Raw genomic sequence first — 14435 nt, 5'->3', positions numbered from 1 at the left:
GGGTCGATAGCATGAGACTAACGCTGGGTGGACCAGGAGGTAGGCCGGTTGTCAACCCGAATTTATCTTCTCTTTACCACCAGCAATTTGCTGATTTGCTCTTCCCCCTTCGATACGCGGAGGTAGTAGGATCCGGACGGCAGGTTCACGTCACCGACCGGCAGGGTGTAGCGCCCCGTCACTTCGGCGGGGAACGTGTGATTCAATATTCGCCGACCGCTTGCGCTGTAAAGGTCAGTATGGATGGCACCCTGATGCTCACCGCCCGTCAGTTGAATACCTAAACGGCTGCCGTCATTCGGATTTGGGAATACCGTAAAGTCCCACCCCGCAGCACGGCGAAAGTCGACCGTACGGATATCCGAGAGCGAGAAGGTGCCGTCCAGATCTATGCTGCGCAGACGGTAATAGGTGGTTCCCTCCCACGGGGCCCCGTCTTCGAAGGCATAGTACGTTTTGACTCCGCGGGGCGTTTTTCCGGCGGCGGCGGTGCGACCGATGGACTTGAAATCGAAGCCTTCCCGGCTTTTTTCCACGGTGAAATAATCGGTGTCCACCTCGTCCGCCGTCACCCACGTCAGGAGGACGTAATCCGCCTTTGCAACGGCTTCAAAAGTAAGTAGGGTCAGGGGGAAGGGGCTACCCGGCTCGAGTAAGGCCATGTCGTAACCGTCACCGCCACCACCACTGAATAGGGCTACGGGATCGTAGGCGGCCAGGGTAAAGGCGAGATCGAGCATATCGTGTCCGTCACCGCCACCACCACTGAACAGGGCTACGGGATCGTAGGCGGCCAGCGTAAACGCGAGATCGAGCATATCGTGTCCGTCACCGGCGCCTCCGCTGAATAGTACCGCGGGATCGTAGGCGGTCAGCGTAAAGGCGAGATCGAGCATATCGTGTCCGTCGCCTGCGCCTCCGCTGAATAGTGCCGCGGGATCGTAGGCGGATAGCGTAAAGCCGAGATCGAGCATGTCGTGACCGTCGCCGGCGCCTCCGCTAAATAGTGCCGCGGGATCGTAGGCGGATAGCGTAAAGCCGAGATCGAGCATATCGTGTCCGTCGCCGGCGCCCCCGCTGTACACTGCCGCTGGATCGTAGGCCTCCAGGGTAAAGGCGAGATCGAGCATATCGTGTCCGTCGCCGTCACCCCCCTGGTACTGTGCGCTCACCGGCAGGGTCGCGCCGCAGAGGAAGACCGCACGAAGTAGTAAATGTGCACCCGTTCGCATACCGTCTATGGGGCGGTAATGGCACCCCGGATGCCGTTCGACGATAGGGAAATCGAGCTGCTATATGACCCGTAGCTGCGATCGGATACCTGGAGCAAACTGCTCTTCTGTCCGATCGATCCACCCCGAAAACTCAGTCCTGTATTCGGCCACCATGATACGTTGGCCCAACCGGTTTCCGAGAGCCTCCCGTCGCCGGTTAAGCCCGTATATGATCGATTTTGCACGGCGCCGACACTGATGCAACGTTCCATGAGGTTGCCGCTCAATTCCATGATGCCATAATAGCTGCCCCCGGTTTCTTCCCGGGTGGTGTTGACCGCGCTGGCCGCAAATATGCCAACCCGCAGCGGATCTACATCCGGCGTGAGGTTACTGTAGGCGGCATTGCCGGTGCCGACCCCTGGATCGGTGATCGCTTCCGCGGCGGTGCCGGCTCCGCTCAGGGTGTAAGCGGTGCCGTGGATATTCGTGGTGCCCCATGCGAATTCCCCGGGGACGGGAATAATAGGTCCCCGACAGGCTTTCTCGTATTCCAGTTCGGTGAGCGGGCGCATGCCGGCCCAGTCGAGATAGGCGAGCATGAAGGTATTCGGTACATAATTCATGGCTACGTCGGGCAGGCTCGTGGTAGCCGGTGAGCTGCCATCCCAGCTGACGGCGTTACGGTCTAAGACGACATCGGAATTCTTGCCATTCGGGCCGGTCACGTCCAGCGTCGCCTGCTGGGTAGGCGTCAGCGTATTGAAGAAGTCCACCCACTGTTGCTGGGAAACTTCATATTTCATGCAGTAGAAACCGGCAAAGCCTTTTGGGTACTCCGCGGGCAACAGGCCGAGCTGGTCGCCGGAGTAGGTACTATCAATGTAATACAAGTTATCGATGTCGATGTATATCACATCTTCCGAATCGATTCGGTAGGGAGAAAAGGGCTCTCTGGTAAGCTCCCCTTCCCCCTGGTAAAATTTGCTGCCGTTGATGCTGCCGTCGCCGACTTGAAAGGCCCCTTCGGGCACATGGACCATTTCAACGGCAAAAATCCTGGTCTCTACGTTCGAAAGGCCATCAACGCCCAAGGCGCCGTAGTCCCATTGCACGGTGAGATTGAAGCTTGCGTTTCCGGTCCCGACGGCGTTCCGGTAGGCAAAAAAGCCCGGGGCGGGGGCAGAAGGTCTTTCCAGCGTGGCGTTCCCGGATGTGCCGGCCAGGGTTAGGAAGTACATGGGTTGCCAATCGCCCCCGGCCGTCCGGTACTTCCCAAAGATGTAGGCCGCATCGTAGTTGCCGGGTCCGGCGTCAAGCCGCCAGGAATTCTCCCACGCTACGGTGAAGGAGAGGTCGGCCACGTTGCCCGCCTCCCCCGTGAATTGCAGGTTCGAAACCTCGATGCCGTTGCCAAATAGCTGCGCCTGCGTTAGCAGCAGGATGAATACCGACAACCAGTGTGTCTTTCCTTGCATGGATAAGGGATTTACCGGTATATGCGCCATACAATAGAAGCTGTTACATATTCCTCCGATTATTTTCCCCCGCCCCCGCAAACGAGCCGCTACTCGGCGGACCTGAAGGCGCCCGCGGTCTGCCCAACGTAGTGAAGCGGAGTTGGTCCGCCCACGGGTCGGCACCAGTCGTCCGCCGAGCGTAGAGCAACGGAGCTCGTCTGCCGACGGGTCAATAGCAAAACCTCCTGCCCAGACCAGCTGACGCTGGTCTGGGCAGGAGACTGCACTAAGAAGGGGGCTCGCTGGCGCTCTGATCTTTTACCGCGGATCACACGGATTAGGGCGCGAATATCGACGCAGATTTTAAGTGCGCTGATAGCTGCTGGCGCAGCTCTTTGATTCCGCGACAGGGGCTTGCTCTGCACCTGACGGTGCAGAGCTCTTCCACCCACGGGGATACCAACTTAGAAAAATCACTACCAGCCGAAGGCGAGTAGGTCCGTCTACGAGCGGAGACGCAGACCTTTCCCCCTCCCCCCACGAGCCGAAGGCGAGCTAACATGCCGGGAAAAATCCGTGCAATTCCGTGCCCTAAATCCGTGGCCATCCGTGTGAACCCACCCCTACGAGCCGAAGGCGAACTGCCATTTCCTGTGCGTCCCATTCATTAGCGAAGCAGCAACGAGTTCTGCATCCTTCCCTTTACCTCATCCTAGTCCACCGTGGAACCCCCTCAGCCGCAAAGCGGCAAAAAGCGAAACTTCCCACTCCGCAGTGCGCCCACAAGCCGTGATGTACCAAATCCCGTACTTTACCTACTCCTCACCGTAAGATCATGCCAGACTTAATCATCACCCAGGTCGAAACCTTCAAAGTAGCCCCCCGCTGGCTCTTCCTGAAGCTTACCACCGCCGAAGGCATCGTAGGCTGGGGCGAACCGGTAGTGGAAGGCCGCGCCGCCACCGTAGAGGCCTGCGTCCACGAAGTGAAGGAACACCTCATCGGCCACTCCGCCCACCGCATCGAAGACTTCTGGTCCATGATCTACCGGGGTGGTTTTTACCGGGGCGGCCCCATCCTGATGAGCGCGCTGGCCGGCATCGATCAGGCCCTGTGGGACATTAAAGGGAAAGCATTCGACGCACCCGTCTATCAGCTGCTCGGGGGTGCCGTCCGCGACCGGATGCGCGTGTACGGCTGGATCGGCGGCGATACCCCGGAAGCCCTGGCCGCGGCCGCCCGAAAGCGGGTCGCCAACGGGTTCACCGCCGTGAAGATGACCATCTGCGACGAAATGGAGTGGATTGATAGTCCGGCAAAGGTGGCCGCCATCGGCGATAAGATGGCCGCCATGCGCGAGGCGGTCGGCAGCGATGTCCTGATCGGCGTGGATCTCCACGGCCGGGTACACAAGGGACAGGTCAAGGCCATCGCCCGCGTACTCGAACCCTACGACCCCTTCTTTCTGGAGGAGCCGGTCCTGGCCGAGAACAATGACGCCCTGAAGGCCCTGCACGATTTCACGTCCATTCCGATGGCTACGGGCGAGCGGATGTACTCCCGCTGGGATTTCAAGCGCATCCTGGAACAGAATGCGGTGGATATCATTCAGCCCGATCTCAGTCACGCGGGAGGCATCACGGAAGTAAAGAAAATCGCCACCCTCGCCGAAGCCTACGACGTGGCCTTAGCTCCCCATTGCCCCCTGGGGCCCATCAGTTTTGCCGCGGCGCTCCAGGTGGACTTCAACTGCCCCAACGCCCTGATCCAGGAAACCAGCCTCGGCATCCACTATAATGTGGGCGCCGACCTGACCGATTACCTCGCCGACCCCGACGGCTTTCAGCTCCGCGACGGACACGTACCGCTGCTCACTAAACCGGGGCTGGGCATCGAGATCGACGAGGACAAGGTGCGGGAAGCCGCCGCCACCGGCCACAACTGGAAAAGCCCCATCTGGCGCAACGCCGACGGGTCGGTAACGGAATGGTAAGTGCCGCGCCCATAACCCGGAAACGCTACCACATCCTCGCGCTCATCTTCGTGACGGTGGTGATCAATTATATGGACCGGAGCAACATCTCCGTTGCCGCCGCGGCCATCAGCGAAGATCTGGACCTGACTAAGGTTCAGCTCGGCCTCATCTTCTCCGCCTTCGGGCTCACGTATTCACTGCTGCAGATCCCGGGCGGCATCCTGGCCGATCACGTGCGGCCACGGTTACTGTACCCCATCATCCTGGTGCTGTGGTCGCTCGCAACCCTGCTACAGGGGCTGGTCAGTTCCCTGGCGGCCCTCATCAAGCTCAGGGCCTCGATCGGTGTTTTCGAAGCCCCCTCCTACCCGACGAATAATCGCATCGTCACGAGCTGGTTTCCCGAGCAGGAGCGGGCGTCCGCCATCGCGATCTATACCTCCGGTCAGTTCATCGGGCTGGCCTTTCTTACGCCGCTGTTAGTGACGGTACAGGCCTACTTCGGCTGGCGGGGATTATTCATTTTCTCGGGGGTGATCGGCATGATCTGGGCGGTCGTCTGGTGGTTTTACTACCGCGATCCGCGCAGCCACGAGTCGGTCAGCGAGGCCGAGCTGGACCTCATCGCAGCGGGAGGCGGACTGGTTGATAACACCACCGACCAAAAAGATGCGGGCCGCACCAACTTCAGCCTGTCCGACCTGCGCGAAGCGTTCGTTCACCGCAAGCTCTGGGGCATCTACCTCGGGCAGTTTTGCCTGGTTTCTCTTTTCACCTTCTTCCTGACCTGGTTTCCGACTTACCTGGTGGAATTTCGTGGATTGGACTTTATCCAGTCGGGCTTCCTGGCTTCAATCCCCTTTTTGGCGGCCTTCGTCGGGGTATTGCTGTCCGGCTTCGTATCCGATCTTTTAGTACGCAGAGGCGTCAGTAAAGAGGCATCACGAAAAGGGCCGATCATTTTAGGCATGCTCCTCTCCATTCTAATCATCGGCGCCAACTATACGGACAGTACCGCTCTGATCATCTTCTTCCTGGCCATCGCTTTTTTTGGGAATGGGCTCGCGTCGATTACGTGGGTTTTCGTTTCGCTACTGGCCCCCAAGCGGCTGATCGGTTTGGTCGGTGGCGTTTTTAATTTTATCGGGGGACTGGGGGCCGTTGTTTCGCCTACGGTTATTGGTTTTCTGGCGGAGGGGGGGAGTTTTGAGTCGGCGCTGTTCTTTGTAGGGGCGGTGGCTTTCGTGGGGCTTTGTAGCTATGTTTTTTTGGTGGGGAAGATTGAGCGGGTGGAGGAAAGTGAGTAGTGGGATCGCGGTCGGAGACCGCATTTTACCGGCGCAGCTGGAAGCTGCATCGTACGGGGAGGTTGGAAACCGCGTCTTACCTCGCTGTCGGAGACAGCGTTCTACTGCGCGGTTGGAAACCGCGTCGTACCGCTTCGAAGTGGCTTTTGAGACCATCGTAGTCGTTTGCCTGAATGAGGGGCTTGTCGAGGAGGCCGCTGCCCATGCCCACGCCGTACGCTCCAGCTTCGAAGTAGGACTGTACGTTGGTGGCATCAATGCCGCCGGTGGGTAGCAAGCGGACGTCGTCCAACGGAGAGAGTATATCGCGGACGTAGCTCGGACCCAACTGACCGGCCGGAAACAGCTTGACCGCCGATGCGCCCAGCGACCAAGCCCGGTACACTTCCGTAGGCGTGAATGCTCCGGGAAAGACGGGTATATCCTCCGCGACGGCACTAACGATGACTTCCTCCTCCACGATGGGCATGACGATGAATTGGGCACCGGCGGCTACGGCGACTTCGTAGTCTTCTAAGGTACAAACGGTGCCGGCGCCTACATTTAGTTCCGGGTGGAGATCCCGTAGTTCGCGGATAATATCCGCAGCCTCAGCGGTATTCATGGTCACTTCCAGGGTATGAAATCCGGCAGCCATTCCTACCCCGGCAATCCGGCGGCATTGTTTGCGATCGTAGCCGCGCAGAATCGCGATGACCGGGAGGGCGTTAAAAGACTCCCAGGAAAATGGATGGGTATTAGCCATGTTGATGTAGCAATGTTTGGTGGGCGAAATGTAGCGCTCGATCTACTACCTGCTCGCTAAAGATTTTGACGAGTCCACCGTCCATTAACCTGTCCAGGGCCAGGCGGTATAGCTCGTGGGTAGGCCCCGATGCTGCCAGGTAGATCGTTCCGTCGGCCCGTGATAGGTGGCGCAGCTCCTCCCCAATTAATAAGCCACTCAGGTAATAGTAGTTTTCCGACGGTGGTCTCTTTCCAATGACCTGCCCTACCCTTACTCGAAATAGACTGGAGGATAGTTTCCCTGTCTTCCCGGTATCGACTCCCTCCAAAAACGCCGCTCGTTCTAGTTCATTGAATGAACCGGCCGCTACCGATCCACTCAGAATACTATTTTTCACCAGCACATCAAATAACTCACCCGTCATATGCGTCGTGAAGTCGGTAAAGTAGCTCTCGCGGTAGGTCAAATGTTTGGCGTGGGTGCCCGGCAGGATGAGTACACCGTCCTGCTCCATCTCCCTGGCAAGTCCCATAGCCTGCACTTCCTCCCCGCGCATGATATCCCCATTGCCTAGTACCCCAGACACCAGCAACAGCCGCCGGTTTTCCATTTCGCACCATTTGCTAAGCAGGGAGGTACCGGCCGCTCCGAAGGGTAAGCGCGCGTAGGGCAGCTCCTTCATCCCGATACTGGACGATGCCATACCGGAAGCCACGACAGGCAAATACTGGTATTCACCGGGTAATTGATCGAGCTGTTTGCTTAGATAATCCGCGAAGTAGTCGAACCGGCTTCCCTTCCCGCTTTCCCGGAAGTCCGCATCAAGCTGGCGGATACCGGTACCTGACCTAAGCTCTGTAATCACGGCTAACGTATCCCCATCCACCACCCGCAACCGGAAGTTGGTGGTACCCCAGTCGCAGCTGATGAATTTTTCGGGACGGTTGGCCATAGGGATGAAAGACCACCCAAGGTAGCCACCGCGTTTCAATGTCAGCAGTAGCCGCTTACAGACGCGGATCCACGGCTTCGCTCTCCAGCGCCAGCACGCCAAAGACCGATTCATGGATGCGGCGCAGCGGTTCCCGGCGAATACATCGCTCCAGCGCTTCGATACCCAAGGCGAATTCCCGGAGCGCCAACGAACGCTTCTTACCCAGCCCCCGCTTCTTCAAGCGACTGAGGTGCTCGGGCAAATCGTACTCTGGTCCGTAGATGATGCGCAAATACTCCCTCCCGCGGCATTTTACCGCCGGTTGGAGTAATCCGCCCTTGCCGTAGGCGACGAAATCGTAAGGCTTGACCACCATACCCTCCCCACCGGCCGCGGTCAGGGCCAGCCACCAGTCAACGGCCGCCTGCACCTGGGCGGCGTCAGCCGTATCGACGATGCGGTACGGCGTAGCCCGGAAAAGGATTTCGTCTCCGGTGGCCATGTCGCCTATGGTCTGCATATGCCACTCGTGGGATTTATCGACGTGGACCGCCCCCTCCGTCGCGAGCACGTGGAAGGGAGCGAGACGATAGTCGTCAATGGAGTTTACTTCCCAACAGTAATTACAGTAGGCCACAGTGTAGCGGTCCACCGCCGCTTCCTTGTAGGTGAATTTTTCCATTACCGAATCCATGCCCTCTACGCCGCGCGCCATCGTTTTTCTCAGCGCTTCGTTGACCGCGGGCAGGGCGTGGCTGGCCGCCGCACCGACGGCAGCGTACTGCTCCTGGATCAGCGACTGTGCTTTCGCCGACCACGGCATCAACTCCGTATCCAGACAGACCCAATCGGTGTCCAACTTGTCCCAAAAGCCGGACTTTGTCAGGGCAGCTGTCACGCGGTCCAGAAATGCTTTCTCCAGCACGGAGTCGGTAAAAAAGTTTCGCCCGGTACGGGTGTAGACCACGCCCGGACCCTCATTGGTGATGCCAAAGCGACGGGCCGCTACCGATTCGTCTCGGCATACGACGATCACCGCCCGGGACCCCATGTGCTTTTCCTCGCACACAATGTTATTCACGCCTTTGCTTTGGTAGTAGGCGATGGCTTCGTTCGGGTGCTCGAGGTAATCGGGCAGGTCACTGGTCTCGCAGGGCGACATGGTCGGCGGCAGGTAGATCAACCACTTCGGGTTGACGGCAAAGCGGCTCATGACCTCCAGCGCGGCTATGGAGTTTTCTTCCCGGATAGTCAGGTTATTCCGAAGGCGCGTCTGCACGATCCGCTTGCCGGTCACGTCCGATATGTCCAGCAGGTCATCGTATTCCTGCTGGGCGGAAAGCGCGGAGGGGGCCGGATTGAGCGGTCGCACCGGCTCGCAGTAGATTTGTCTGGCGGGAACACTTACCAATTCTTCTTCCGGATAGCGCAGGGCGGTCAGTTTGCCCCCGAAGACGCAGCCGGTATCGATATCGATGGTTCGATTCAACCATTCCGCTTCGGGCACGGGCGTGTGGCCGTAAACGACTTTAGCCTTCCCCCGGTACTCGGCGGCCCAGTTGTGGCGCACGGGTAGTCCGAACTCATCGATCTCCCCGGTGGTCTCCCCGTAAGTACAGAAAGCCCGCACGGCGCCCGAGCCCCGCCCCTGCATGTCTTCCCGCAGCCCGGCGTGGGCCACTACCAGTTGCCCGTCGTCAAATACGTAGTGGCTGACGAGGCTGTAGAGAAAGTCCCGGACGTCGTCGCGGAAGCGGGAGGATTCGCCCTCCAGTTGCTCGAGCGTTTCCGCGAGCCCGTGGTTGACGGTCACCTTCTTCCCGTTCAGTTTTCGCTGCAATTTCAGATCGTGGTTGCCGGGTACGCACCAGGCCACCCCATCCTTAATCATACTCATGACGAGGCGTAACACGTCGGGCGAGTTAGGACCGCGGTCGACCAGGTCCCCAAGAAAGATAGCCTGCCGGCCGGCGGGATGGCTCACTTCCAGACCGAAGTATTCCTTCCGCTCAGGAGCGACCCTGATCTCGTAGCCCAGCTTCTCCAGCAGTTCGTGCGTCTCGTCATAGCAGCCGTGAATATCTCCGATGATATCGAAGGGCCCGTGGACGCTCTTTTTGTCGTTGTACAGTTTGTCGCGTTGGATTCTGGTCACTGCAGCTACCTCATCGGGTGTGTCCAGCACGTAGATCTTGCGAAAGCCTTCCCGTTTGAGTCCTCGGAGGGAGCGTTTCAATTGGGTTAGCTGGTGCCGCAGCACATGGCGGCCGAAGTTGCGGTCCGGACGTTGCCGGTTGCGCTCGGCGCATACTTCCTCCGGCATATTGAGCACAATAGCGGCGGGCAGTACGTGAAATTCTTTGGCGATCTTGATCAGCGACTTCCTCGATTCCGACTGAACGTTCGTAGCATCCACTACGGTCAGCAGTCCCTGCTTCAGGCGCTTGCGGACGATGAAGTTCAGTAGGTCAAAGGCATCGGGGGTAGCTGACTGTGCATTTTCATCGTTGGACACGACGCCCCGACAGGTATCGGACGAGACTACCTCATACTTTCCGAAATGTGTCCGGGCGAAGGTGCTCTTCCCGGATCCGGCCGGGCCGACGAGTAAGATCAACGAAAGTTCGGGTACACTAATCTGCATGAGTAAAAATCGCCATTTGTGAAGGTGATCCGTAGGTGTCATCGATGGGTCCGATCGGTTCGATACTGACCTGGTAAGCGTATTCTGAAGTTATTCTTTCGGTCCACGCGCGAAACTCTTCCCGGCTCCATTCGAAGCGATGGTCGGTGTGCCGCATCGTGTCTGCTTCCATTTTCTCAAAGAGGGCATTGTAATCGGCGTTCGGAGTGGTGAGCACCACCGTAGCCGGCCGGGCACTCCCGAAAACGACCCGCTCGAAGGCCTGCAGCCTATTCTCATCCAGGTGCTCGATCACCTCGACTACCGCAGCGGCGTCAAAGCCATGCATGCGCTCATCGCGGTAGGTGAGTGCTCCCTGCCATAGTTTAAGTCGCTCCCGCTGCCTGGGCGGCAGGTCTTCGTAGTGTAGCCGGTCCATTGCCTTGGTGAGTTCTCCGTAGGAGACATCCATACCCTCGATACGCCGGAATTGGCGCTCCTTGAGCAGCAACCGGAGGAGCTTTCCCTCCCCGCAGCCCAGGTCCAATACGCTCTCGGCACCACTTGCAAGTAGCGCGGACAATACCGCCTGTAATCGCCGATCGTGCAGGGAGGGAGCAGCCGCCTTTTCCTTCCGGGCTACGTCCGCCGCTTCCTCGGCACCCTCCCACTCGGACCATACCTGCTTGGTCAGCGACCGGAAGCCCAGGAGGTAGCGCCGGGTGATCTCTTCCCGGGCCGGGTGCTGCTCCAGCCAGCCATCTCCCTTTGCCAGCAACTTGGCCACCTCGCCTTCACTGACGTAATAGTGCTTGTCGCGATCCAGGGCCGGAATCAGCACGTAAAGGTGAGCCAGGAGTGCCTGCAGCGTTACTACCCCATCCATGGTGACAGTGTAGTAGGAACTCATTCCCCATTCCGGATGGGTGGCATCCAGCGCGTGGGGCGTGATGTCCATCGTATAACCCAATGGCTCAAACCACTTGCGTAATAGCGCTTCTCCACCGGCCGGCGCACTTACCACCGAAAGTGTGGCCTTCAGCGGCAGGGGTTGATCAACCAATTCGGGTCGCTTGTGACAGGTACCATTAAGAGCGGTCGAGAAAGCCTTCGCCAGGGCCACCGAAAGAAAAGAGGAGCCGACGTAAGGCCGGTCGTTCACGTACTGCCCCAGGCTAAACCCTTGGTTACCGTCCGACCGCCCGTTACGTACCATATCAATAGGATCCATATCGAGCAGCAGCGCCACCGTCGTCCGTTCCGGACTGCTTTCCGGGTAAAAGGCGTGGGCCTGCCCGATGGATAGATTGATGGTCTGGAAGCGATCCGGGTGCTTATGCAGCAGAAAGCCCAGATCGGTGGCCGGCTGGTAGGTAGTGGAAATAGTCAGTAACATAGCGGGCGACGGGGCGCAGGTATAGGGTTTGCCCAATTAACGGAGGTCCGCTACAAATTAGTTGCATTTCCTCGCCTTTAGGGGTATCCCGCGGGATGATCAGTGTGTACGTCTGGCGGGAGAGCATCAAACCGTTTTCCGCAAACCGCATTATATCCACCGACCAACGATAGCATTTACCGCCATGTCCAAACGCAAGATCTTCGACTTCCTTCGTGACCTGTCCGACAATAATTCCAAGCAGTGGATGGATGCCCACCGGGATCGCTACGAGGAAGCGAAACAAATCTGGATCGAGGAATGCGACCGTATCCTCAATAAGCTCGGAGAGCGGGACAACTTCTACAAGGACATCGAGCCGAAAGAGGCCATCGAGCGGATCAACAACAATCTACTCTACCATCCGGAGCGGCCGACCTACAAGAACAACTTCGGCTTTGCCCCGGGGGAACAGAAGGGCTCGGGATTGTACATCTACGTCTCTCCGCCCTACTCCTTCATCGCCGGCGGCGTTCACAACCCGGACAATGACATGCTCAAGAAGATCCGGGGCCGTATCGACAAGGAGGGGGCTAAGCTGCAAGAGATCCTAACCGATAAAGCCTTCCAGGATTACTTCGACGGCGGGCTGGAGGACGATCCGAAGAAACTGAAGACCAGTCCGAAGGGCTACTCCGGTGATCACGAATACATCGAACTGCTGCGCCGCAAGAACTTTACGATTTCCCGTCGTATTACGCAGGACGATGTTCTGGGGGATGACTTCCCGGACTTGATAGCGGAAGCGTACAGTAAGATGCGCCCCCTTTTGCTGTACATGCGGGAAGCGCTGTCCTGATTCACAACCCAACCTCCATGATTACCGTGAACGGCACCTTACCTGCGCTCCGCCGCCCTTAGTTTCCGACGGGGGCCGGCCCTTCCGGTACCATAGGTACGTGCTCGTAATCTCCAAGGTCCTCCTCGAATTCCGTCCGGATGCGCTGGCGCAGGCCTTCGTCTTCGTAGAGGTCGACCATGGTACGGGCCAGGGCTTCGGCGGCGAAAGCCATCCCCTTATGGCCGATGCTCATGCCGCCGCAGGCAACGACGGCCCAGCTGTGCCAGGGCGTACCGTTCGGGGCGGTGGTCGCCCGGAGACGAATGACCGGTACCACGTAGCTGACATCTCCTACGTCGGTTGAGCCGCCACTAGCAACTTCCTGGGTTTCTTCCAGCGGCTCGATCTTGCTGACTAAGCCGATCTCCGGTTTGTCCACCGCTTGCTGAATGCCTTTGGCGAATTCCTGCTCCTCCTCGGTGTATTCGATCGGCCCCATTTCCTCCAGGTTCTGCTGCAGTACTTCGGCACCGGTTCGGTTGACCATTACCTCGTGGATGCCGGAAACGAGGTTGATCTCGTAGTCGACATTCGCCATCATGGCCGCCCCCTCGGCGATGCGTTTGATCTGGTCGTAGACTGGTTGTACCCCTGCGAAGTTGGCATCGCGGACGCGCGTCCAGATACGGGCGTAGTCCGGCACGACATTGACGACCTCACCGGCCACCTCGATGTCGTAATGGATACGGACGCTGGGTTTGACGTGCTCGCGGTAGTAGTTGATGCCCGTGGTGTAGAGCTCGAGTCCGTCGGAGGCATCGCGGCCGTTCCAGGGGTCACCCGCGGCGTGGGCGGCCTGACCGTGGAATTCGACGATGAAATCCACCAGGGCTAGCCCGGTCTGCACGCCGGTCTTGGTCTCATCAGCGGGGTGCCAATCCATGACGATGTCTACGTCCTCGAAGGCTCCGGCGCGGATCATCCAGAGCTTACCAAAGTACTTCTCCTCGGCCGGGGTACCGTAGAAGCGGATCGTACCTTCCAGTTCTCCTGACTCAATCAGATCCTTGATGGCCGTAGCCGCACCGAGGCTGGCCGTTCCAAAGAGGTTGTGTCCGCAGCCGTGGCCGGCCGCTCCTTCGTGGAGGGGTTGTTTGTGGGGTACCGTTTCCTGGCTCAAGCCCGGTAGCGCATCGAACTCTCCTAGAATGCCGATGACCGGCTTTCCACTTCCGTATTCCGCAGTGAAGGCGGTAGGGATACCTCCGATGTTTTCCTCGATGGTGAAGCCGTTGTCCCGGGCATATTGCTTCAGGGCTTCGGCCGACTGGCTTTCCTGGAAGGCTATCTCTTCGTAGGACCAGATCTTGTCGCTCAGCTCGGTCAGGCTTGCGTATTGGTCGTCTATGCTTTGCTTAACGGCTTGCTTGAGCTCATCCTGAGCGGTGAGTGTGGTGGATAGAGCGATAAGTCCGAAGAGCGTGTAACAGATGTAGGATAGGTAGCGGTGGGCCATATGCGGAGGTTTGTGTGATACAAAGTACGCAATATGGGTTGGGCGCAGCCGGAGGCTGCTTTATGCTGGGGCGGCTCGGGAGACTTCGCAGCCGGAGGCTGCGTCGTACATCGCGGTCGGAGACCGCGTTGTACAAACGGAGAAAGCCCCACCGCTGCGTAGCGATGAGGCTTTCTTAAAAATTGGCGGCGACCTACTCTCCCGGGGTCAAGCCCAAGTACCATCGGCGCTGGGCAGCTTAACTTCTCTGTTCGGAATGGTAAGAGGTGATCCTGCCCGCAATAGCCACCAAAGTCTTTTGCCTGGCCCCCTCTCCTCTGACGAGGGCGGGGGGGTGAGGCCGTTTCTTTGATAACGATCAACAAGTTCGATAAGAGAGCTTCAGTCCTTTCAACTGATCCATACGGTTCGTCCACGGCACATAAAGACCGTAACTGATTATTATAATACTTCTACAAGCGTG

The 14435-nt window shown here is 58.5% G+C and carries 10 protein-coding genes and 1 rRNA gene; 3 read left to right on the top strand and 8 right to left on the bottom strand.

Features of this window, described 5'->3' with window-relative positions; genetic code table 11:
* Nucleotides 1-62: 62 nt before the first annotated feature.
* On the bottom strand, nt 63-1232 hold the full coding sequence (locus DRW39_RS15265) for a T9SS type A sorting domain-containing protein (protein ID WP_116107933.1): 1170 nt from the start codon (nt 1230-1232) through the stop codon (nt 63-65).
* A 5-nt stretch (nt 1233-1237) separates the two neighbouring features.
* Nucleotides 1238-2692, bottom strand: coding sequence for an SUMF1/EgtB/PvdO family nonheme iron enzyme (locus DRW39_RS15260; RefSeq protein ID WP_157976148.1), 1455 nt, complete (start codon nt 2690-2692; stop codon nt 1238-1240).
* Between the two features lie 817 nt (nt 2693-3509).
* Here DRW39_RS15260 and dgoD point away from each other — a divergent pair.
* Both dgoD and DRW39_RS15250 read left to right on the top strand, forming a co-directional pair.
* Nucleotides 3510-4667, top strand: coding sequence for a galactonate dehydratase (gene dgoD, locus DRW39_RS15255; protein ID WP_116107931.1), 1158 nt, complete (start codon nt 3510-3512; stop codon nt 4665-4667).
* The gene (locus DRW39_RS15250) at nt 4661-5956 is read left to right on the top strand and encodes an MFS transporter (RefSeq protein ID WP_116107930.1); all 1296 of its coding nucleotides are present in this window, start codon (nt 4661-4663) and stop codon (nt 5954-5956) included. Before dgoD ends, DRW39_RS15250 begins: the two co-directional genes overlap by 7 nt.
* A 76-nt stretch (nt 5957-6032) precedes the next feature.
* On the opposite strand, the gene DRW39_RS15245 is transcribed toward DRW39_RS15250, so the two are convergent.
* From DRW39_RS15245 to DRW39_RS15230, 4 genes are read right to left on the bottom strand one after another with little or no spacing between them, the layout of a single operon-like run.
* On the bottom strand, nt 6033-6701 hold the full coding sequence (locus tag DRW39_RS15245; protein WP_116107929.1) for a bifunctional 4-hydroxy-2-oxoglutarate aldolase/2-dehydro-3-deoxy-phosphogluconate aldolase: 669 nt from the start codon (nt 6699-6701) through the stop codon (nt 6033-6035).
* On the bottom strand, nt 6694-7635 hold the full coding sequence (locus tag DRW39_RS15240) for a 2-dehydro-3-deoxygalactonokinase (protein WP_157976147.1): 942 nt from the start codon (nt 7633-7635) through the stop codon (nt 6694-6696). The genes DRW39_RS15245 and DRW39_RS15240 overlap by 8 nt, the downstream gene beginning before the upstream one ends.
* 55 nt (nt 7636-7690) lie before the next feature.
* A complete protein-coding gene (locus DRW39_RS15235) occupies nt 7691-10261 on the bottom strand; it encodes a polynucleotide kinase-phosphatase (protein WP_116107927.1) in 2571 nt (856 codons plus the stop codon).
* Nucleotides 10251-11636 (bottom strand): 3' terminal RNA ribose 2'-O-methyltransferase Hen1, encoded by a 1386-nt coding sequence (locus DRW39_RS15230; protein ID WP_116107926.1) that lies wholly within the window; start codon nt 11634-11636, stop codon nt 10251-10253. Before DRW39_RS15230 ends, DRW39_RS15235 begins: the two co-directional genes overlap by 11 nt.
* 184 nt (nt 11637-11820) lie before the next feature.
* On the opposite strand from DRW39_RS15230, the gene DRW39_RS15225 reads away from it, so the two are divergent.
* Entirely contained in the window at nt 11821-12474 is a 654-nt protein-coding gene (locus tag DRW39_RS15225; protein WP_116107925.1) for a DUF2461 domain-containing protein, read from the top strand.
* A gap of 58 nt (nt 12475-12532) precedes the next feature.
* Here DRW39_RS15225 and DRW39_RS15220 read toward each other — a convergent pair whose 3' ends face one another.
* A complete protein-coding gene (locus tag DRW39_RS15220; RefSeq protein ID WP_116107924.1) occupies nt 12533-13972 on the bottom strand; it encodes an amidohydrolase in 1440 nt (479 codons plus the stop codon).
* 180 nt (nt 13973-14152) lie between these two features.
* Nucleotides 14153-14265: ribosomal RNA gene (gene rrf, locus DRW39_RS15215) — 5S ribosomal RNA — on the bottom strand.
* Between the last annotated feature and the right edge of the window lie 170 nt (nt 14266-14435).

The sequence above is a fragment of the Lewinella sp. IMCC34191 genome, assembly GCF_003390935.1.
Taxonomy (GTDB): domain Bacteria; phylum Bacteroidota; class Bacteroidia; order Chitinophagales; family Saprospiraceae; genus Neolewinella.
This window is presented reverse-complemented; position numbering and strand designations above follow the sequence as displayed.

Excerpts from the sequence above, each read along its gene's own strand:
- DRW39_RS15265 (WP_116107933.1), bottom strand. The coding sequence starts at position 1,232 with ATGCGAACGGGTGCACATTTACTACTTCGTGCGGTCTTCCTCTGCGGC.
- DRW39_RS15260 (WP_157976148.1), bottom strand. The coding sequence starts at position 2,692 with ATGCAAGGAAAGACACACTGGTTGTCGGTATTCATCCTGCTGCTAACG.
- dgoD (WP_116107931.1), top strand. The coding sequence starts at position 3,510 with ATGCCAGACTTAATCATCACCCAGGTCGAAACCTTCAAAGTAGCCCCC.
- DRW39_RS15250 (WP_116107930.1), top strand. The coding sequence starts at position 4,661 with ATGGTAAGTGCCGCGCCCATAACCCGGAAACGCTACCACATCCTCGCG.
- DRW39_RS15245 (WP_116107929.1), bottom strand. The coding sequence starts at position 6,701 with ATGGCTAATACCCATCCATTTTCCTGGGAGTCTTTTAACGCCCTCCCG.
- DRW39_RS15240 (WP_157976147.1), bottom strand. The coding sequence starts at position 7,635 with ATGGCCAACCGTCCCGAAAAATTCATCAGCTGCGACTGGGGTACCACC.
- DRW39_RS15235 (WP_116107927.1), bottom strand. The coding sequence starts at position 10,261 with ATGCAGATTAGTGTACCCGAACTTTCGTTGATCTTACTCGTCGGCCCG.
- DRW39_RS15230 (WP_116107926.1), bottom strand. The coding sequence starts at position 11,636 with ATGTTACTGACTATTTCCACTACCTACCAGCCGGCCACCGATCTGGGC.
- DRW39_RS15225 (WP_116107925.1), top strand. The coding sequence starts at position 11,821 with ATGTCCAAACGCAAGATCTTCGACTTCCTTCGTGACCTGTCCGACAAT.
- DRW39_RS15220 (WP_116107924.1), bottom strand. The coding sequence starts at position 13,972 with ATGGCCCACCGCTACCTATCCTACATCTGTTACACGCTCTTCGGACTT.